Genomic DNA, 18,315 nt, shown 5'->3' with positions numbered 1-18,315 from the left:
ATGGCACAAATTAGAAAAGCTAATGGTCTTGTAGATTGGCTTGATCAAAGACTTGCGGTACATAAACTGCTTGATGTTTTAATGGTAAAGTATTGGATACCAAAGCAAATTAACTTTCTTTGGGCAATGGGGGTTATTTTAACCACTCTTTTTGCAGTGCTTTTTGTTACAGGACTTTTACTTGTGATGTATTATAAACCAGATACTGCACTTGCTTTTGATAGTGTGAATAAGACTATTATGCAAGAGGTGGACTATGGATGGCTTTGGCGTCACATGCATGGTGTTGCCGCTTCTGTTGTATTTTTGATTATATACATACATATGCTAACAGGAATTTATTACGGTTCTTATAAAAAAGGTCGTGAGATGATTTGGGTTAGCGGTATGCTTTTGTTTGTTGTATTTTCTGCTGAAGCTTTTAGTGGGTATATGCTTCCTTGGGGACAAATGAGTTATTGGGCAGCTCAAGTAATCACTAATCTTTTTGGAGGGATACCATTTATTGGCCCTGAGCTTGTGATTTGGATTCGTGGAGATTATGCGGTTTCTGATCCAACTTTAACAAGATTTTTTATGCTTCATGTGTGCTTGCTTCCTATAGTTATCATTGCTATTATAGCATTTCACTTCTATTCTTTAAGAATTCCTCATGTTAATAATGAAATTTCTGAAGAACTTGACTTTGATTTAGAGGCTGAAAAATACATGGCAGGTGACACAAAGGGTTCTAAAGTGATTCCTTTTTGGCCAGGATTTTTATCAAAAGATTTTATGTATATAAGCTTTTTTATGATTTTCTTCTTTTATTTGGTCTGTTTTAAATTTGAATTTGCAATGGATCCAATTAATTTTGATCCAGCTAATGCGCTTAAAACACCAGCTCATATTTATCCTGAGTGGTATTTCTTATGGAGTTATGAAGTTTTAAGAGGATTTTTCTTTGATATTGCAGGTATTAAAGCTTTTGATATAGGTTTGGCTGCATTTGGTATTGCTCAAGTGATTTTCTTCTTGCTTCCTTGGCTTGATAGAAGTGATGTGGTAAAACCAGCTCATGAAAGACCTTTATTTTTCATTTGGTTTTGGATATTGCTTATCGATTTAATTGTTTTAACAGTTTATGGAAAATTACCTCCAACAGGTGTAAATGCTTGGGTAGGATTTTACGCTTCTATAGTATTTTTACTTTTACTTATTGTAGTTTTACCGGTTATTACTATTATGGAGAGAAAAGGAGCTAAACAATGAGAGAAATAAAAATATTTTTAGTTGTAGTAGTTTTTACTGCACTTGTATATTGGGGGGTAGAGCCTTATGCTCATTCAGTGATGAAGCCTCATGTTGCTCCTGCAAATTTTGATTTTGCTGTTGAAGATACTACTTTTGCAAAAGGTATAGTTGAAGCTAAAGAATTAGCTCTAAAAGATGCGCAAGCTTCAGGAGATGCTAAAAGAATAGAGAGTGCAAACAAAGAACTTGAAAAAGCAAAAGAAGAATTAAGCAAGGTTGAAACACTTTGGGCAGATGTTGCAAAGATCGATTTTGCTAAGGGTGATGCAAAAAAAGGTAAAGAATTTTTTGAAAATAACTGTTTTGCATGTCATGGTGTAAAAGAAGATGGAATAGCAGCTAATATTACTGATTCTTCTATGGGAGTAATACCGCCTGATCTTAGTGCAGCTGGTGCTATTTTTGATGAAAAATTTTTAGCAGCTTTGATTATGCATCCTGCGCTTGCTTTAAAAGTAGATCATAAATTTGGCGATGCTTTTATTATGACGGCTTACAATAAAGATACTTCAGGAGAAAGTGAAGAAGCTACAAATGCAAATATAGCCAATGTAATTGCTTATCTTAAAGATGTGAGTGTTAAATTTGAAGCCAATGAAGATGCTACTATTAAGAAAGATGTTGAGGCAAAATATGCTAAAATGGAAAATAGTGCTCAAAAAGCGGCTTTAATGGAAAAAGATATAAAATTTGCTAAAGATAAAGCAACTTTTATTGAGGCTTGCGGACGTTGTCATGATATGAAATACGATAGCTTTTTTACTCCATCAAATCAAAATGATTTAAAAACTTATTTAGGCTCTGTTCCGCCTGATCTTTCTATGATGATAAGATCTCGTGGTGAGCAATATTTACATGATTTTATTAATAATACTCAAAAACTTCTTCCAGGAACCGCTATGCCAAGAGTAGGTTTAACAGAAGCTGCACAGGCTAAGGTTGTATCTTATATTGATCAAGTGGGTGATAGCAAAAAAGAAGAAAGAAAAACTACAGGAATTTATGTAATGATATTCTTTGTAATTTTAAGTATTTTTGCTATAGGTTGGAAGCGTTCTGTTTGGTCTAAATTACATTAATATTACATTTTTTGCCATTATTTAATGATAATGGCAAAAATCTTATTTTTTCTTCATTTTTATTAATTTTTAATATTTAAAGAGAGATACTCCAAAATATAATTATTTTAGAATTTAGGAGTATTTTATGTTAGAAAAAACTTTAATCAAATCAATTTTAAAAAAATGGGATTATGGGGATTTTAGAGTTATTTTTTGGGATAAAGAAGAATTTTTTATCGGAAACAAACCTGCTAAATTTTCTTTAATTTTTAAAGAAAAAATTCCTTTTTTGGAGTTATTTGGTGATACAAGTTTAGTTTTTGCAAGACATTATATGCAGGCAAAACTTGACATAGAGGGCGATTATGATGAAATGGCTAGGGTATTATATTATTTTTCTAATCAGCAATTTTTTAAAACCAAAAAAGATGTATTGAGTAAAATAACTCAAAAGCAAGAAAGTAAAAATATCAAAAGTCATTATGATATAGGTAATGATTTTTATAAGCTTTGGCTTGATGATACTATGAGCTATTCTTGCGCTTATTTTAAAGAGCCTAATAATACTCTTTATGAAGCTCAAATTAACAAAATAGAACATACCCTTAAAAAACTTGATTTAAAAGAAGGAGAAAAGCTTTTAGATATAGGTTGTGGTTGGGGTTGGCTTTCTATTATGGCGGCTCAAAAGTATGGAGTTAAGGTTGTTGGAATTACTATTTCAGAGGAGCAGTGTAAAAAAGCTAAGGAAAGAGTAAAAGAACTTGGTCTTGAAGATAAAATAGAAATAAGACTTCAAAATTATCAAGATTTAGAATTTGAAAATTATTTTGATAAAGTTGTTTCTGTGGGTATGTTTGAACATGTAGGCAAAGAGAATTTAGGACTTTATTTCATGAAAGTAAAACAAGTGTTAAAACCTGGAGGTTCTATGCTTTTGCATTCTATTTTAGCTATGTTTGAAGGAAAAACAAATGCTTGGATAGATAAATATATTTTTCCAGGAGGATATTTACCTTCTTTAAGAGAGGTTGTAAGTGCTATGAGTGAGTGGGATTTTCATCTTCTTTTAGCAGAAAGTTTAAGAATACACTATGCAAAAACTTTAGATTTATGGGATGAAAATTTTAACAAAGTATTAGACAAGGTAAGGGAAAAATATGATGAAGAATTTATAAGAATGTGGGATTTGTACCTTCGTTCTTGTGCCTCTGCTTTTCGTGTTGGAAGCGTGGATTTGTTTCAATTTTTAATCACAAAAGAAATCAATAATAATCTAAGTCTTACCAAGGACTACATATATAAGTAAAAACTAAACTTAAATTTGATAAAATCTTAGCTTCATTTCACGCACATCAATCCTTTTTAGCTTGTGTAAATTAAGGGATGTGGAGGAATAAAGCTAAATTTATAAGGAGAAACTCATGGTTAGTATGAGAGATTTATTAGAATGCGGTGTGCATTTTGGACACCAAACAAGACGCTGGAATCCAAAGATGAAAAAATTCATTTTTGGCGAGAGAAAAGGTATTTATGTAATTGATTTACAAAAAACTTTAAGATATTTTAGATATACCTATAATATCGTTCGTGACGCTGCTGCTGAAGGAAAAACTATACTTTTTGTTGGGACAAAAAAACAAGCAGGTGGAGCGATTAAAGAATACGCTGAAAAATGCGGTATGCCTTATGTAAATCATAGATGGCTTGGCGGTATGATGACAAATTTTGGTACCATTCGCCAATCAATTAGAAAATTAGAAGTAATTGAAAAAATGGAAGAAGATGGAAGTATTAAACTTTTAACTAAAAAAGAAGCTTTAATGCTTACAAGAAAAAAAGAAAAATTATTAGCTTATTTAGGTGGAATTCGTTATATGAAAACTCAACCTGATATGATTTTTGTTATTGACACAGTAAAAGAAAAAATTGCTGTTCAAGAAGCAAATAGATTAAGAATTCCTGTTGTAGCTCCACTAGATACAAACTGCGATCCTGACTTGGTAACTTATCCTATTCCAGGAAATGATGATGCAATCCGTTCAGTGCAACTTTTCTGCCAAGAAATGGCTGAAGCGATTAATGAAGGAAAAGCTTTAAGAGAACAAGATGGCGAAGCTTTAGTAAATGAAGAAAAAGAAATCACCGATGAAGAGAAAAAAGAAGTTTTAGATGAAGCGATGAGCGAAGAAGACTTCGGTGAGGAGCAAGAATAATGGCTGAAATTACTGCTGCAATGGTAAAAGAACTCCGCGAAAGTACAGGCGCGGGGATGATGGATTGTAAAAATGCTTTGAGTGAAACTAATGGAGATTTTGATAAAGCAGTACAACTTTTAAGAGAAAAAGGTTTAGGTAAGGCTGCTAAAAAAGCAGATAGACTTGCTGCAGAAGGTTTAGTAAGTGTAAAAGTAAGTGATGATTTTACAAGTGCAACTGTAAGTGAGATTAATTCCGAAACAGATTTTGTGGCAAAAAATGATCAGTTTATCGCTTTGACAAAAGATACTACAGCTCATATTCAAAGCAATAGCTTGCAAAGTGTGGAAGAACTTCACTCAAGTACAATTAATGGCGTAAAATTTGAAGAATATTTAAAAAGTCAAATTGCAACTATAGGAGAAAACTTAGTTGTAAGAAGATTTGCAACTTTAAAAGCAGGTGCTAACGGCGTTGTAAATGGTTATATCCATACAAATGGCCGTGTTGGTGTTGTGATCGCTGCAGCTTGTGATAGTGCTGAAGTAGCTTCAAAATCAAGAGATTTATTAAGACAAATTTGTATGCATATTGCAGCAATGAGACCAAGTTATTTAAGTTATGAAGATTTGGATATGACTTTTGTTGAAAATGAATACAAAGCTTTGGTTGCTGAACTTGAAAAAGAAAATGAAGAAAGACGCAGACTTAAAGATCCAAATAAACCTGAACATAAAATTCCTCAATTTGCAAGTCGCAAACAATTAAGCGATGCAATTTTAAAAGAAGCTGAAGAAAAAATCAAAGAAGAGCTTAAAGCTCAAGGTAAACCTGAAAAAATTTGGGACAATATTATCCCGGGTAAAATGAATAGTTTTATAGCTGATAATTCTCAACTCGATAGCAAACTTACTTTAATGGGTCAGTTTTATGTAATGGATGATAAAAAAACTGTAGAACAAGTGATCGCTGAAAAAGAAAAAGAATTTGGCGGAAAAATTAAAATTGTTGAATTTATTTGCTTTGAAGTTGGCGAAGGTTTAGAAAAGAAAACTGAAGATTTTGCGGCTGAAGTTGCTGCACAACTTTAAAAACGGTTAAAAATGGAACTCTTAAGAGCGGAAAATTTAAGCCATAGTTTTGATTATCCGCTTTTTGAGGGTTTAAATCTTACTTTAAATACCAAAGATTGCATTGCTATTCAAGGGAGTAGCGGTTGTGGTAAATCTACTCTTTTGCATATACTTTCTTCTTTATTGATTCCAAAAAAAGGTGAAGTTTTTTTTAAAGGTTCTAGTCTTTATCAGATAGATGAAAACGAAAGATTAAAAATTCGCCGTTATGATTTTGGTATTATTTTTCAGACACATTATCTTTTTAAAGGTTTTTCAGCTTTAGAAAATATCGAACTTGCTAGTGTTTTATCAGGTCAAGATTTAGATGAGAAGATTTTAAAAAGGTTAGGTATTGATACGCTTTTACATCAAAAAATAGGAAAGCTAAGTGGTGGACAACAACAGCGTGTGAGTATCGCACGTGTGCTTTGTAAAAAACCAAAGATTATTTTTGCTGATGAAGCAACTGGAAATTTGGATTTTGATAATGCTAAAAATGTTATCGAACTTTTAATATCCTATGTTAAAGAAAATGATGCAGCTTTATTTTTTGTAACTCACGATAGCAAGCTTGCAAGTTTTTGTGATAAAACTTATACTATAAACGCCAATGGAATTTGTTAATTATTTAGGTGATAAAAATGTTGTAACTTTTATGTTGCTTCTTGCTAGAATGAGTGGTCTTATAGTTTTTTTTCCTTTTTTTTCACATAATTCTATTCCTATGGTGATAAAAAGTACTATAGTTTTATTTTTGACTATGTATTTATATCCTTTGGCTAGATTAGAATCTTTGCATTTAGATAGTTTTTTTGTTTTACAGCTTATTAGTGAAGTGATTTTTGGAATGATAGCAGGATTAATGCTTCAAATTATTTTTGCTATTATTATGATGGCAGGTGAGCAGATTGCTTTTACTATGGGATTTACTATGGCAAGTATATTAGATCCAAGTTCTGGAACGAGCATGCCTATCACATCTCAAATTTTAAATTTACTTGCTTTGATGTTTTTTCTTGCTTTCGATGGTCATCATTTAATGCTTTTGTTTTTAAGTCATTCTTTAGGTTATATCAGTTTAGGTGGCTTTTATCCGCATGAGAATTTAATGCATTATTTAAATATGGGCATGTTTAATATTTTCATCATAGGTTTTACTATGAGCTTTCCTATACTTGGAATTTCACTTTTGGCCGATGTTATTTTTGGGCTTTTGATGAAAACAATGCCACAATTTAACCTTTTAGTTATTGGCTATCCTATAAAGATAGCTTTAGGTTTTATTGTTTTGATCGCTATTTTATTAGTTATGATGCAATATTTTAAAAATTTAATTTTAGAACTTTTTACTCATATGCAAACTCTTTTTTTCTCCTAAGGAAAGGATAAATGAAATTATCGTAAAATAGCGATTATTTTTTAAGGATTAAAGTGATGAAAATTTTACTTTTAAATGAAAACCCTGTAGTTTCAAGACTTGTAAGCCTTAGTGCTAAAAAAATGTCTTATGATTTTGAAGAACTTAATGCTTATAGTGAAAATTTGGGTAATTATGATGTGATTGTTGTAGATAGCGATACTCCAGCACCTTTAAAAATTCTTAAAGAAAAATGCGATAGATTGATTTTTTTAGCTCCGCGAAACCAAAATGTAGAAGATATAGATGCGCAAATTTTACAAAAACCTTTTTTACCTACAGATTTTTTAAATTTACTTAATAATAAAGATGTAAACAAACATGCACCTATTGATTTGCCAATGTTAAGCAATGATGAAAATCCTTATGCTGATATAAGTTTAGATTTGGATAATTTAAATTTAGATGATTTACCTGATGAAAATTCTTTAAATATAAATTCAGAGGGAATGGAAGATTTGAGTTTTGATGATGATGCGCAAGATGATAATGCAAACAAAACTTTAGAAACTCAAAATTTAGAAGATGAAAATTTAGAACAAGAAACAACTAAAGAACAGATTCAAGAAGACATTCAAACTGATTTAGATTTAACTTTAGAAGATAGCAAAAACGAAAAAGAAGACTTAAGCCAAAAACATACAGCTTTGGATACTGGGCCTAGTTTAGATGAGCTAGATGATAAAAATGATAAAGATTTAGAAATCAAAGAAGATGATAAAAATGAAGAAATAGAAAAGCAAGAATTATTAGACGATTCTAAAACAAATGCATTAGAAGTGCAAGAAGAGCTTAGCGAATCTCAAGATGATAATGCAAACAAAACTTTAGAAACTCAAAATTTAGAAGATGAAAATTTAGAACAAGAAGCAACTAAAGAACAGACTCAAGAAGACATTCAAACTGATTTAGATTTAACTTTAGAAGATAGCAAAAACGAAAAAGAAGACTTAAGCCAAGAACATACAGCTTTGGATACTGAGCCTAGTTTAGATGAGTTAGATGATAAAAATGATGAAGATTTAGAAGATAACAAAGAATTACAAGCTAATATGAGCGACTTTGATGATCTTCCTGAGGTTGAAGAGCAAGAAAAAGAAATGGATTTTGATGATCTTCCTGAGGATGCTGAATTTTTAGGTCAAGCAAAATATAATGAAGAATTAGAGGAAAATTTAGAGGAGTTTGCTCCTGTTGTGGAAGAAGATGTTCAAGATGAAATAGATGATTTTGCTTCAAATTTGAGTACTCAAGATCAAATCAAAGAAGAACTAGCTCAACTTGATGAGCTTGATTATGGTATTGATAGTGATAATAGTAGCAAGGTCTTAGAAGATTTTAAAGATGAACCAATTTTAGACGATAAAGAATTAGGAACAAATGAAGAGGAAGTGGTTGTGCCAAATTTAAATATAAGTGATTTTGATACATTGAAAGAAAGTGATATACAAGAAGCTCTTGGAGAGGAAATCTTAGAAAAAAATGAAGAGCCTGTAGTAAGTGATGTAACTAAAGATGATAATAGCGAAGAGATAGTTAATGAGCTTAGCCAAAGCATAGCAGGAGCGATCACTTCAAGTATTAAAGATGATACCTTAAAAGCTGCTCTTAAGGGTATGAATATGAATATAAATATAAACATTAGTTTTAAAGAGGATTGAAATTGCAAGGTTTTGTTTTGTTGATTTCAGGTCCTAGTGGTGCTGGAAAATCAACTCTTTTAAAAAAACTTTTTGATGAATTTGAAGATGAGCTTTATTTTTCTATTTCTTCAACAACTCGCAAACCAAGAGAGGGTGAAAAAAATGGAATACATTATCATTTTATATCCCATGAAGAATTTCAAAAAGGTATAGATAGTGATCATTTTTTAGAATGGGCTAGAGTGCATGAAAATTTTTATGGTACTTCTTTAAAGCACACTCAAAATGCTTTAGATAATGGAAAAATAGTTGTTTTTGATATTGATGTGCAAGGATTTAAAATAGCCAGACAAAAAATGGCCGATAAGATTGTTTCTGTTTTTATTACTACAAAAAATAAAGATGAGTTAAAAAAAAGACTTATTAAGCGAAATACTGATACAATAATACAACTAGAAAGAAGATTACAAAACGCTAGTGATGAAATGAAAGAGCTTAGCGAGTATGATTATCTTATCATTAACGATGAGTTAAAGCAAAGTTATGAAGCATTGCGAGCGATTTTAATCGCCCATAAATTTAGAACCAAAGGGCAGAATCTAGGGCAAATTCAAAATATTTGGAATGAAGGAGAATAAAATGGGTGGTTGGTCAAGTCCAAGTCATTGGTTGATTATTTTATTGATTGTTGTATTGCTTTTTGGAGCAAAAAAAATTCCAGAACTTGCAAAGGGTTTAGGCAAAGGTATTAAAACTTTTAAAGATGAAATGAATAATGATGATGAAGTAGCAAAAAATACTCAAAAAATAGAAGAAAACAAAAACACAACTAATAATACAAATGCTGATGCAAGTATAGACGAAACAAAAAAAGCTTAAGGTTTAGTCTTTTGAAAAGTATTATTTTTAATGAAATTAAAAAGATTTTAGAGTGTGATTTTGCGCTTGAAAATCCAAAGGATAAAAATTTAGCACATTTTGCTACCCCTTTGGCTTTTTCACTAGCTAAGGAATTAAAAAAATCCCCTATGTTGATCGCTAGCGACTTAGCGAGCAAATTTCAAAATCATGATTGTTTTGAATCAGTTGAAGCTGTAAATGGGTATTTAAATTTTAGAATTTCCAAAACTTTTTTAAATGAACTTGCAAATCAGGCTCTAGCAAATCCAAATGATTTTACCAAAGGAGAAAAAAAACAAGAAAGTTTTTTGCTTGAATATGTGAGTGCAAATCCTACTGGGCCTTTACACATAGGACATGCAAGAGGCGCTGTTTTTGGAGACACCTTAACAAGACTTGCAAGACATTTGGGCTATAAATTTGATACAGAATACTATGTTAATGATGCGGGTAATCAAATTTATTTACTAGGGCTTTCTATTTTACTAAGTGTGAAAGAAAATATACTTCATGAAAATGTTGAATATCCAGAGCAATATTACAAAGGCGAGTATATAGCAGATTTAGCAAAAGAAGCTTTTGAAAAATTTGGTAAAGAATTTTTTAGTGAAGAAAATATCCCTAGTTTGGCTGATTGGGCAAAAGATAAAATGCTTGTTTTGATTAAACAAAATTTAGAACAAGCAAAGATTAAAATTGACAGCTATGTAAGCGAAAGATCGTATTATGATGCTTTAAATGCAACTTTAGAATCTTTAAAAGAGCATAAAGGAATTTACGAGCAAGAAGGTAAAATTTGGCTTGCTTCTTCGCAAAAAGGCGATGAAAAAGATAGGGTAATTATCCGTGAAGATGGACGCGGGACTTATTTGGCAGCAGATATTGTTTATCATAAAGATAAAATGAGTCGTGGTTATGGAAAGTGTATTAATATCTGGGGAGCAGATCATCATGGTTATATCTCTAGAATGAAAGCTGCGATGGAATTTTTGGGATTTGACTCTAATAATCTTGAGATTATTTTAGCACAAATGGTTTCCCTACTTAAAGATGGAGAACCTTATAAAATGAGTAAAAGAGCAGGAAATTTTATCTTGATGAGCGATGTGGTTGATGAGATAGGAAGTGATGCTTTGCGTTATATCTTTTTGAGCAAAAAATGCGATACGCATTTGGAATTTGATATTAGTGATTTGCAAAAAGAAGATAGTTCTAATCCTGTGTATTATATCAACTATGCACACGCTAGAATTCATCAAGTATTTGCTAAAGCTGGTAAAAAAATCGATGATGTAATGAAAGCTGATTTACAAAGTTTAAATCAAGATGGCGTAAATTTACTCTTTGAAGCTTTGAATTTAAAGGCTGTTTTAAACGATGCTTTTGAGGCTAGAGCTTTGCAAAAAATTCCTGATTATCTTAAAAATTTAGCTGCAAATTTTCATAAATTCTACAATGAAAATAAAGTTGTAGGCTCTGCAAATGAAAATGATTTGCTTAAATTATTTTCTTTGGTTGCTCTTAGTATTAAAACCGCATTTTCTTTAATGGGTATTGAAGCAAAAAACAAAATGGAACATTAAAACCGCATTTTGCTGTTTTAATAGTTTAGTAAAAATACTGCTATTATCACGATAATGATACCTAAAATTCCTATTTTGTTTAATTTTTCTTTATATAAAATCCATCCACCAAGACAAGTTCCTATGATGCCTATAGCACCCCAAGTTGAGTAAGCTATGCTTAAAGGAACATATTTTAAAGAAAAAGAAAGTAGGAAAAAAGCAAGTATAGCATTGACAATCGCAGCTAAGCCCCAAATTTTATGCTTAAAACCATCTGATTTTTTTAGCAATAAATTTGCTACGATATCTAACAATGCTGATAAAATAATGATAAAAATATACATTATTCTTTAACCTCGCCTATATTAATCATGATAATTCCAACGATAGAAAGAATAATGCCTAGAATTTGAGTTAAGGTTAAACTCTCTTTAAAAACTATAAAAGAAACTAAAAGTATAAGAATAATCCCTAAAAGTTCCCATACAGCATAGGCTATGCCTACTTGAATTTTTTTAATCGCTTTGCCCATAAAAAAATAAGAAAAAGCTATAAATAAAGCCATAAATATATAGCCTAAAACTTGATTTTCCATTTTTAAAAAACTAGTGCCTAAAACTTCAAATACAATAGCAGCAATCAAGAAAAACCAAGCAACAAAAAGTTCTTTTTTTGCGATATTCAAAAAGCTTCTCCCCAAAAATAAATGGTAAAATCATACCATTTAAAGCTTTAATTAGCCTTTTTAGTTTATACTTTTAAGTTTAAAAATCTTTAAAGAAAGTGAGAATTTATGGGACGAGCGTTTGAATACCGAAGAGCTTCTAAAGAGGCTAGATGGGATAAAATGAGTAAGCTTTTTCCTAAGCTTGCTAAAGCCATACAAGTAGCTGCTAAAGAAGGTGGCACTGATCCTGATATGAATCCAAAATTAAGAAGTGCTATAGCCACAGCAAAAGCAAATAATATGCCAAAAGATAATATAGATGCGGCTATTAAGCGTGCGAGTGGAAAAGATAGCGCAGATATTAAAAACATTCATTATGAAGGAAAAGCTGCACATGGAGCTTTGGTTATAGTTGAATGTATGAGCGATAACCCTACGCGCACCGTGGCTAATGTTAAAGCCATTTTTAGCAAAAATGGTGGAGAAGTTTTACAAAATGGATCTTTAGGCTTTATGTTTACTAGAAAAGCGGTTTTTCATCTTGAAAAATTTGCAGGAGATTTAGAAGAATTAGAACTTGATTTGATCGATGCAGGGCTTGAAGAATTAGAACAAAATGAAGAAGAGTTAGTAATTAGTGGTGATTATACTGCCTTTGGTGAGCTAAGTTCTGCTATAGAGACTAAGGGTTTAGTTCTTAAAAAAGCAGGACTTGAGTATATACCAAACAATCCTGTAAGCTTTAGCGAAGAACAGCTTAGCGATATAGAAAAACTTTTAGATAAGTTAGAAGATGATGATGATGTTCAAGCTGTTTATACAAATATAGATTAAGGAGAAATAATGATAAAAACAATCGACACAAGCAAAGTAAATGAATACAAATTTGCTCTTATAGAAACTGAAAAAGGCACAATGAAATTAAAACTTTTTGGCGATGAGGCTCCGCAAACGGTTTGTAATTTTGCTACTTTGGCTAATGAGGGATTTTATAAAGATTTAAATTTTCATCGTGTGATCCCAAATTTTGTCATACAAGGAGGTTGTCCACACGGCAATGGTGTAGGTGGGCCTGGATATGAAATCATTTGCGAATGTGATGATCAAGAGCATAAACATGAGCGTGGAACCTTATCTATGGCACACGCAGGACGCGATACGGGTGGTTCTCAATTTTTTATTTGTCACAGCCCTCAAGCTCATTTAGATGGGGTTCATACTGTTTTTGGGCAAATTGATCCAAAAGATGAAGAAAGTTTAGAAGTTTTAGACTCTATACGCCAAGGAGATAAAATTTTAGACATAAAAATTTGCGATAAAATTTAAAAATTTAAAATTTTAAAACTTTTTTAAAACTACAATATTTACAAAGCTAGTCATAAGTTTGACTAGCTAAAAATGATTAATGTATAATTTTTTTTTAAACTTTTTTTTCTATAATCACAATTTTAATTTGCTAAATGTAACAAAATTACAAGGAGTTATGATTATGAAAACTAAGTTTTCACTTATTTTAAGTGCTTGTCTTCTTTCATCTTCACTTTTTGCTAAAAATACAGATGATGAGATAACCAAGCTTCAAAAACAGCTTGCACAAATTCAAGCTGAACTTGCACAAATCAGAAAAGAAAGGGAAGCTCAAGCTAAGCAAAATGAAGCTGTAAAAGCTGAACTTGCTGATCTTAATGATAGAGCCGATGAAACAGAATTCCAAGCTGCTTTGAGCAAGGTTAAATTTGGACTTGAGTTTTCAACAGCAGTTTCAAATACAAACTATAAAGTTAGCGGACAAGATTATAGTGCTAATAACAAATGGATGAATGAGCTTCATTTAAATATGAATGCTGATATTAATGATAAAACCAAATTCTATGGTCGTTTATCTATGGCTAAAAATTGGTCTCAAATGGGTTGGAGTGGTACTCCTTATGACTTAGATGCAGGAAGAAACACAAGATCAAGCGGGCCTGTACTTTATGTAGATAGAGCTTATCTTGACTACTACATCACACCTGAATGGATTGCGACTGTAGGAAGACAACCAGGAACCGATGGCCCAGGAAGTAATCTTAGAAACAATGCTTTAAGACAATCAACTTATCCAGCCTTAGCGATTAATGCTCTAGGTGATGCAGCAGTGATCACTTATAAACCTGAAAGTTTGCAAGATCATAAAGTAGCTATCCGTGCAGCTTATGGTAAAACTTATCAATGGGATGAAGAAGGCAAGGTAAGAGACTGGATGAGCGATCAAAAAGATGCTGATGCAAATCTTTACTATGCTGCAGTAGAAGGAGAGCTTCCTATAGAAGGTATGGGAGATAATTTAATATTATTTAATATTGCATATTTAAGTGATTTTGCTTTACCACTTAACAATGGTCCAATTGGTTTACCTAGTAATGGTGTTACTACTATTCTTGATGATGATGGGGTGGTAAATTTAGGAGATTTAACTATAGCAAATCTTCATTTTGAAAATTACAAAGCTTTTGGAACGAATTTTAATTATTTTCTATCTTTAGGTTATTCTCACGGGAACAACAATCAATTAAGCCCTGTATTAAGTGGAATTCTTCAAAAGCAAGGTTATGGAAATGGTGCGTTCAATGAAGAAGATGGCTATGCTGTGCATGTAGGCGGACGCTATGATTTTACCAAGGCTTTAAAAGTAGGGTATGAGTTTTTCTGGGGAAGTAGATACTGGTATACTATGAGCCGTCCAAGTATCAACGATCCACTTAATATAAGAATGACAAGAGGAACAGCACATGATTTTTATGTGATTTATCAACTTGATAGATATCAATTCTTACGCTTAAGCTATACTAATATCCAAAATATTTGGGGTAATCGTGGCTTACCATTTGGTGGAGCGAAAAAAGATAAAGCAAGAGCTGATAATATCATGTTAATGTATAATGTAAAATTCTAAGGAGCAAAAGATGAGAAAAATACTTTTTGCAAGTTTATTACCTATCATTGCTTTGGCTGATTGTGCAAGTTTGATGGCAAAATACGAAGCTCCAGAGCCAGAGTCAAAAACAATGAAACAAGTTGAACGCTGGATTAATAAAAAAGTTAGCGATCCAGCTGATGCTGCTGTTTTAAAAGAGTGTATGATCGCTCGTGCAGCGGACAATCCAAATCAAGTTTCAGTTGCAGGTAAATAAAAAAAGCGGTATAAAACCGCTTTTTACTGTTTAATCTTTTAAGCTACAATTTTTTAAAATTTTCTTCAAATAAGGCTAATATGCAAGAAATCATTTCTTTTATTGTTGAGACGGCTAGTGCTTGGGGGTATTTGGGTATTATTATCTTAATGACCTTAGAGAGTTGTTTTATACCTTTTCCAAGTGAAGTTGTTATGATACCTGCTGGATATTTGGCACATAAAGGCGAACTTGATATCACTCTTTGTATACTTAGTGGGACTTTAGGTTCTGTTTTAGGGGCTTTGATTAATTATTATATTTGCTTTTTTTGGGGTAAAAATTTTGTATTAAAATGGGGTAAGTATTTTGGTATAAACGAAGTCAAATTTGCTAAATTTGAAGAATTTTTTAACAAACATGGGGAATTTTCAACCTTTACTTGTCGTCTTTTGCCAGGGATTCGTCAGTATATTTCTATGCCTGCAGGTTTGGTAAAAATGAAACTTGTAAATTTTATACTTTTTACTGCACTTGGTAGTGCTATTTGGGTGGCTATACTTGTATTTTTGGGTTATTATATAGGACAAAATGAAGAGTTGATTAAAACTTATTTAACTCAAATTTTAATCATTATAATTGTTTTTGTGATTTTAGCAAGTTTAATTTATATCAAAATCAAAAAGCCTTTTAAAAAGGCTTAAATTTTATCTTTTACGCTTTGTATGGCGTTTTTGATTTGTTGTTTTGAATTTTCTAATTTTATTTTTTCTTTTTCATTGAATTTTAATTCAAAAACCTTTTCTATACCATCTTTTCCTATGATAGCGGGCATTGAAAAAGCTATATCATCAAAAACCACACTTACAGGATGTAAACTTTTTCTATCTTCTAGGATGGCTTTGGCCAAATTTACACAAGAAGTTCCTATGCCAAATTCTGTTCTTCCTTTGCGTTCATAGATGAAATATCCCTCGTTAATCACGGCTTTTTCGAGTTCTTGTATGTCTAAATCTTTGCCTAATTTTTGCTTATAAAAATCTAATAAATTTTGTCCTAAAACGCTTGCATTAGAAAGTGCTGCAAACTGAGAATCTCCATGTTCACCAATCATACAAGCAAAAATATCTTTTGAATTTATGTTTAAATCTTTGGCTAAAAATTTCTTAAGTCTTGAACTATCTAAATTTGTTCCACTACCAAAAACATGATTTTTAGGTAATTGGCTTAATACTTGAGTGTAGTAAGTTATGGTGTCATTTGGATTTGTTGCGACAATGTATTTGCCTTTAAAATTAGCATTTTTTAAGGTTAAGACAATGTCTTTAAGTTCGAGAATATTGTTTTGAAGTTCTACTAAGCGACTAGGTAGTTCTTTTAAACTTTCTTTTCTAAAAGCTAAAATGATAATATCGCAAGAAGCTAAATTTTCTAAATTTAGCGCATGAAAAATTTTTGTATAAGAAAAATCAATGGCTGACATATCTTCCAAATCTCTTGCATGAGCTAGAGCTAAGTCTTGCTTTATATCATATAAGTAAAGTTCTGAACAAATTCCTTGAGTAACTATGCTATAAGCACTAGCAGCTCCTACATAACCTAAACCAACTATACCGATTTTTGCCATTTTTTCTCCTTATTTATTTTAAAATTTGCTATAATTATAACAAATTCAATCAAAGATTATTAAAATATGGAAAAACCTGATATACAAAGATTAACTAATTTTTTAATCGTATATACTAAAACTTTGCTAGGTGCTGGAACTTATACAGCTAGGGTGGCAAAATGCGTAGGAAGAATAGCTGAGGTTTATGGCTATGAGATAAATATCAATTTCTTTTTTCATCATATTACTTTAAATGTTGTAGATATGGATGATAACTCCATTCAAAGAACTTATGTTATACCCAATCATCATGCCCATGTTAATTTTAAACTTATTTTTGATTTAAGTGCTTTAAGCTGGGCTATATATGATCACAAATACGATCTTGAAAAAGCAAAAGTCGTTTTTGAGCAAATTTCTCAACAAAAAAAGCATTCTTATTTGCTTAATCTTTTATTTGTTTCTATGGCAAATTCGGCTTTTTGTAGGCTTTTTGGTGGTGATTTTGGCGCTGGAAATTTAGTGTTTTTTGCAACTTTTGTGGGATTGTTGTTAAGATATATTTTAACTAAAGCAAAGATTGATTTAAGAATTCAATACATCCTTTGTTCTTTTGTCTCATCGTGGTTTGTATTTTTTGGACTGGATATGGGATATACCAATACTTCTGATGTGGCTTTGGGTTCTAGTATCTTGTATCTTATACCAGGGGTATTTTTTATAAATTCTGTGATTGATATATTAAAAGATCATATTTTAATGGGGCTTAGCCGTATTATCAGCGTGGCTATTTTGATTTGTTGTATAGCACTTGGAATTTACATGACGCTTAGTATTTCGGATTTTGGGATTTTAAGATGATTGAATTTATTTTAAGAGATATGTTTTTTGCTGCTGTGGCGGGATTTGGCTTTGCTTATGCTTGTAATCCACCTTTAAAAACCCTTATTTTATCTGCTCTTTTAGCGGCAATTGCACATGGGCTTCGTTTTACCTTGGTGGAATATTTTCATTTTCAAACTTTAGCAATTGCAACTTTTGTTGCTTCATTTTGCATAGGATGTTTAGGAATTGCTTTAGCAAAAATTATCAAAACCCCTGCTGAAATTATCGCTTTCCCTGCTCTTATTCCTATGATACCTGGAATTTATGCTTATAAAGCAATTTTGTATCTTATTTCTTTTATACGCAGTGATGATTTGAAGGCTAAGTCTGAATTTTTGGTTCAATTTTTTGATTATTTTTTTACAACTGTTTCTGTGACTTTGGCTCTAGCTATAGGAGTGAGTGTTACTTTGCTTATATTTTTTGAACAAAGTTTTATGATAACTAGACATGCAAAAAAACATTAAAACTTGTTGTAAATTTGTTTAATATTTCTTTTTATAATTTTAAATCAAAAATTTAAAAAAAGGTATTGTATGTTATGTCCAGTTTGTAATGTAGATTTGGTTATGAGTGATAGGAGTGGAGTTGAGATTGATTATTGTCCAAAGTGTCGTGGCGTTTGGCTTGATCGTGGAGAGCTTGACAAAATCATAGAACGCAGTGTCCCTAATACAGCAAATTTTAACCAAGCTCCAAGACAAGAGTCAAGATATAATGACTCAGCTTATCATCAGCACAATGACTATTATAAAAAGAAAAAGAAAGAAAGTTGGCTAGGCGAGCTTTTTGACTTTTAATTTTTATAAA

Annotated in this window: 22 protein-coding genes; 19 read left to right on the top strand and 3 right to left on the bottom strand. The window is 31.5% G+C overall.

Going from position 1 to position 18,315, the window contains the following annotated elements:
- The 11 genes from SR62_RS05835 (at nt 1) to argS (ending at nt 11,210) form a co-directional block, all read left to right on the top strand.
- Entirely contained in the window at nt 1-1,251 is a 1,251-nt protein-coding gene (locus tag SR62_RS05835; protein ID WP_002852758.1) for a cytochrome b, read from the top strand.
- On the top strand, nt 1,248-2,372 hold the full coding sequence (locus SR62_RS05830; RefSeq protein WP_002852693.1) for a cytochrome c1: 1,125 nt from the start codon (nt 1,248-1,250) through the stop codon (nt 2,370-2,372). Before SR62_RS05835 ends, SR62_RS05830 begins: the two co-directional genes overlap by 4 nt.
- Before the next feature lie 127 nt (nt 2,373-2,499).
- Nucleotides 2,500-3,663, top strand: a complete 1,164-nt coding sequence (locus SR62_RS05825; RefSeq protein ID WP_002892711.1) for an SAM-dependent methyltransferase — start codon at nt 2,500-2,502, stop codon at nt 3,661-3,663.
- A 115-nt stretch (nt 3,664-3,778) separates the two neighbouring features.
- Nucleotides 3,779-4,570: a 30S ribosomal protein S2 gene (gene rpsB / locus SR62_RS05820; RefSeq protein ID WP_002892710.1), complete on the top strand. Its 792-nt coding sequence runs from the start codon at nt 3,779-3,781 to the stop codon at nt 4,568-4,570.
- Nucleotides 4,570-5,643: a translation elongation factor Ts gene (gene tsf / locus SR62_RS05815; protein WP_002852901.1), complete on the top strand. Its 1,074-nt coding sequence runs from the start codon at nt 4,570-4,572 to the stop codon at nt 5,641-5,643. The genes rpsB and tsf overlap by 1 nt, the downstream gene beginning before the upstream one ends.
- Before the next feature lie 12 nt (nt 5,644-5,655).
- The gene (locus SR62_RS05810; RefSeq protein ID WP_002852807.1) at nt 5,656-6,291 is read left to right on the top strand and encodes an ABC transporter ATP-binding protein; all 636 of its coding nucleotides are present in this window, start codon (nt 5,656-5,658) and stop codon (nt 6,289-6,291) included.
- Nucleotides 6,278-7,045: a flagellar biosynthetic protein FliR gene (gene fliR, locus SR62_RS05805; protein WP_002892706.1), complete on the top strand. Its 768-nt coding sequence runs from the start codon at nt 6,278-6,280 to the stop codon at nt 7,043-7,045. The genes SR62_RS05810 and fliR overlap by 14 nt, the downstream gene beginning before the upstream one ends.
- A gap of 56 nt (nt 7,046-7,101) precedes the next feature.
- Nucleotides 7,102-8,745 carry a highly acidic protein gene (locus tag SR62_RS05800; protein WP_147502303.1) on the top strand — a complete coding sequence of 548 codons (1,644 nt, stop codon included), beginning with the start codon at nt 7,102-7,104 and terminating at the stop codon, nt 8,743-8,745.
- Nucleotides 8,742-9,365: a guanylate kinase gene (gene gmk / locus SR62_RS05795; protein ID WP_074484159.1), complete on the top strand. Its 624-nt coding sequence runs from the start codon at nt 8,742-8,744 to the stop codon at nt 9,363-9,365. The genes SR62_RS05800 and gmk overlap by 4 nt, the downstream gene beginning before the upstream one ends.
- 1 nt (nt 9,366) lies before the next feature.
- Nucleotides 9,367-9,606, top strand: coding sequence for a twin-arginine translocase TatA/TatE family subunit (locus tag SR62_RS05790; RefSeq protein ID WP_002852866.1), 240 nt, complete (start codon nt 9,367-9,369; stop codon nt 9,604-9,606).
- Nucleotides 9,607-9,617: 11 nt separating this feature from the next.
- Entirely contained in the window at nt 9,618-11,210 is a 1,593-nt protein-coding gene (gene argS, locus SR62_RS05785; RefSeq protein ID WP_002892790.1) for an arginine--tRNA ligase, read from the top strand.
- Nucleotides 11,211-11,227: 17 nt separating this feature from the next.
- On the opposite strand, the gene SR62_RS05780 is transcribed toward argS, so the two are convergent.
- Both SR62_RS05780 and SR62_RS05775 read right to left on the bottom strand, forming a co-directional pair.
- Nucleotides 11,228-11,536 (bottom strand): DMT family transporter, encoded by a 309-nt coding sequence (locus SR62_RS05780; RefSeq protein ID WP_002892791.1) that lies wholly within the window; start codon nt 11,534-11,536, stop codon nt 11,228-11,230.
- Entirely contained in the window at nt 11,536-11,877 is a 342-nt protein-coding gene (locus SR62_RS05775) for a DMT family transporter (protein WP_002884435.1), read from the bottom strand. The genes SR62_RS05780 and SR62_RS05775 overlap by 1 nt, the downstream gene beginning before the upstream one ends.
- Before the next feature lie 108 nt (nt 11,878-11,985).
- Between SR62_RS05775 and SR62_RS05770 the strand changes: the two genes are divergently transcribed.
- The 5 genes from SR62_RS05770 (at nt 11,986) to SR62_RS05750 (ending at nt 15,715) form a co-directional block, all read left to right on the top strand.
- The gene (locus SR62_RS05770) at nt 11,986-12,693 is read left to right on the top strand and encodes a YebC/PmpR family DNA-binding transcriptional regulator (RefSeq protein ID WP_002787769.1); all 708 of its coding nucleotides are present in this window, start codon (nt 11,986-11,988) and stop codon (nt 12,691-12,693) included.
- 9 nt (nt 12,694-12,702) lie between these two features.
- Nucleotides 12,703-13,185 carry a peptidylprolyl isomerase gene (locus SR62_RS05765; protein ID WP_002822502.1) on the top strand — a complete coding sequence of 161 codons (483 nt, stop codon included), beginning with the start codon at nt 12,703-12,705 and terminating at the stop codon, nt 13,183-13,185.
- 163 nt (nt 13,186-13,348) lie between these two features.
- On the top strand, nt 13,349-14,794 hold the full coding sequence (locus SR62_RS05760; RefSeq protein WP_004303866.1) for a DUF3373 family protein: 1,446 nt from the start codon (nt 13,349-13,351) through the stop codon (nt 14,792-14,794).
- Between the two features lie 10 nt (nt 14,795-14,804).
- Nucleotides 14,805-15,032, top strand: a complete 228-nt coding sequence (locus tag SR62_RS05755) for a hypothetical protein (protein ID WP_002822505.1) — start codon at nt 14,805-14,807, stop codon at nt 15,030-15,032.
- An 80-nt stretch (nt 15,033-15,112) separates the two neighbouring features.
- The gene (locus tag SR62_RS05750; protein ID WP_002822507.1) at nt 15,113-15,715 is read left to right on the top strand and encodes a DedA family protein; all 603 of its coding nucleotides are present in this window, start codon (nt 15,113-15,115) and stop codon (nt 15,713-15,715) included.
- Here SR62_RS05750 and SR62_RS05745 read toward each other — a convergent pair.
- Nucleotides 15,712-16,638 carry an L-lactate dehydrogenase gene (locus tag SR62_RS05745; protein ID WP_147502302.1) on the bottom strand — a complete coding sequence of 309 codons (927 nt, stop codon included), beginning with the start codon at nt 16,636-16,638 and terminating at the stop codon, nt 15,712-15,714. The genes SR62_RS05750 and SR62_RS05745 overlap by 4 nt on opposite strands.
- Nucleotides 16,639-16,704: 66 nt before the next feature.
- Here SR62_RS05745 and SR62_RS05740 point away from each other — a divergent pair, with 66 nt between their 5' ends.
- The 3 genes from SR62_RS05740 to SR62_RS05730 all read left to right on the top strand — a co-directional run bounded on the left by SR62_RS05740 (nt 16,705) and on the right by SR62_RS05730 (nt 18,305).
- Complete coding sequence (locus SR62_RS05740; protein WP_002914489.1) at nt 16,705-17,481, top strand: threonine/serine exporter family protein; 777 nt, start codon at nt 16,705-16,707, stop codon at nt 17,479-17,481.
- Nucleotides 17,478-17,972 carry a threonine/serine exporter family protein gene (locus tag SR62_RS05735; RefSeq protein WP_057033366.1) on the top strand — a complete coding sequence of 165 codons (495 nt, stop codon included), beginning with the start codon at nt 17,478-17,480 and terminating at the stop codon, nt 17,970-17,972. The genes SR62_RS05740 and SR62_RS05735 overlap by 4 nt, the downstream gene beginning before the upstream one ends.
- Before the next feature lie 69 nt (nt 17,973-18,041).
- Complete coding sequence (locus tag SR62_RS05730; RefSeq protein ID WP_002831611.1) at nt 18,042-18,305, top strand: zf-TFIIB domain-containing protein; 264 nt, start codon at nt 18,042-18,044, stop codon at nt 18,303-18,305.
- The last annotated feature ends 10 nt before the right edge of the window (nt 18,306-18,315 follow it).

The organism is Campylobacter sp. 2014D-0258, assembly GCF_008000495.1.
Classification (GTDB): Bacteria; Campylobacterota; Campylobacteria; order Campylobacterales; family Campylobacteraceae; genus Campylobacter_D; species Campylobacter_D jejuni.
Note: the sequence above shows the minus strand (reverse complement) of the source record. Positions and strands in the feature narration are given on the sequence as shown.

Excerpts from the sequence above, each read along its gene's own strand:
- SR62_RS05830 (WP_002852693.1), top strand. The coding sequence starts at position 1,248 with ATGAGAGAAATAAAAATATTTTTAGTTGTAGTAGTTTTTACTGCACTT.
- SR62_RS05825 (WP_002892711.1), top strand. The coding sequence starts at position 2,500 with ATGTTAGAAAAAACTTTAATCAAATCAATTTTAAAAAAATGGGATTAT.
- SR62_RS05780 (WP_002892791.1), bottom strand. The coding sequence starts at position 11,536 with ATGTATATTTTTATCATTATTTTATCAGCATTGTTAGATATCGTAGCA.
- SR62_RS05745 (WP_147502302.1), bottom strand. The coding sequence starts at position 16,638 with ATGGCAAAAATCGGTATAGTTGGTTTAGGTTATGTAGGAGCTGCTAGT.
- SR62_RS05770 (WP_002787769.1), top strand. The coding sequence starts at position 11,986 with ATGGGACGAGCGTTTGAATACCGAAGAGCTTCTAAAGAGGCTAGATGG.
- rpsB (WP_002892710.1), top strand. The coding sequence starts at position 3,779 with ATGGTTAGTATGAGAGATTTATTAGAATGCGGTGTGCATTTTGGACAC.
- SR62_RS05735 (WP_057033366.1), top strand. The coding sequence starts at position 17,478 with ATGATTGAATTTATTTTAAGAGATATGTTTTTTGCTGCTGTGGCGGGA.
- SR62_RS05810 (WP_002852807.1), top strand. The coding sequence starts at position 5,656 with ATGGAACTCTTAAGAGCGGAAAATTTAAGCCATAGTTTTGATTATCCG.
- SR62_RS05790 (WP_002852866.1), top strand. The coding sequence starts at position 9,367 with ATGGGTGGTTGGTCAAGTCCAAGTCATTGGTTGATTATTTTATTGATT.
- tsf (WP_002852901.1), top strand. The coding sequence starts at position 4,570 with ATGGCTGAAATTACTGCTGCAATGGTAAAAGAACTCCGCGAAAGTACA.
- SR62_RS05760 (WP_004303866.1), top strand. The coding sequence starts at position 13,349 with ATGAAAACTAAGTTTTCACTTATTTTAAGTGCTTGTCTTCTTTCATCT.
- SR62_RS05800 (WP_147502303.1), top strand. The coding sequence starts at position 7,102 with ATGAAAATTTTACTTTTAAATGAAAACCCTGTAGTTTCAAGACTTGTA.
- fliR (WP_002892706.1), top strand. The coding sequence starts at position 6,278 with ATGGAATTTGTTAATTATTTAGGTGATAAAAATGTTGTAACTTTTATG.
- SR62_RS05730 (WP_002831611.1), top strand. The coding sequence starts at position 18,042 with ATGTTATGTCCAGTTTGTAATGTAGATTTGGTTATGAGTGATAGGAGT.
- SR62_RS05750 (WP_002822507.1), top strand. The coding sequence starts at position 15,113 with ATGCAAGAAATCATTTCTTTTATTGTTGAGACGGCTAGTGCTTGGGGG.
- SR62_RS05755 (WP_002822505.1), top strand. The coding sequence starts at position 14,805 with ATGAGAAAAATACTTTTTGCAAGTTTATTACCTATCATTGCTTTGGCT.
- SR62_RS05740 (WP_002914489.1), top strand. The coding sequence starts at position 16,705 with ATGGAAAAACCTGATATACAAAGATTAACTAATTTTTTAATCGTATAT.
- SR62_RS05835 (WP_002852758.1), top strand. The coding sequence starts at position 1 with ATGGCACAAATTAGAAAAGCTAATGGTCTTGTAGATTGGCTTGATCAA.
- SR62_RS05765 (WP_002822502.1), top strand. The coding sequence starts at position 12,703 with ATGATAAAAACAATCGACACAAGCAAAGTAAATGAATACAAATTTGCT.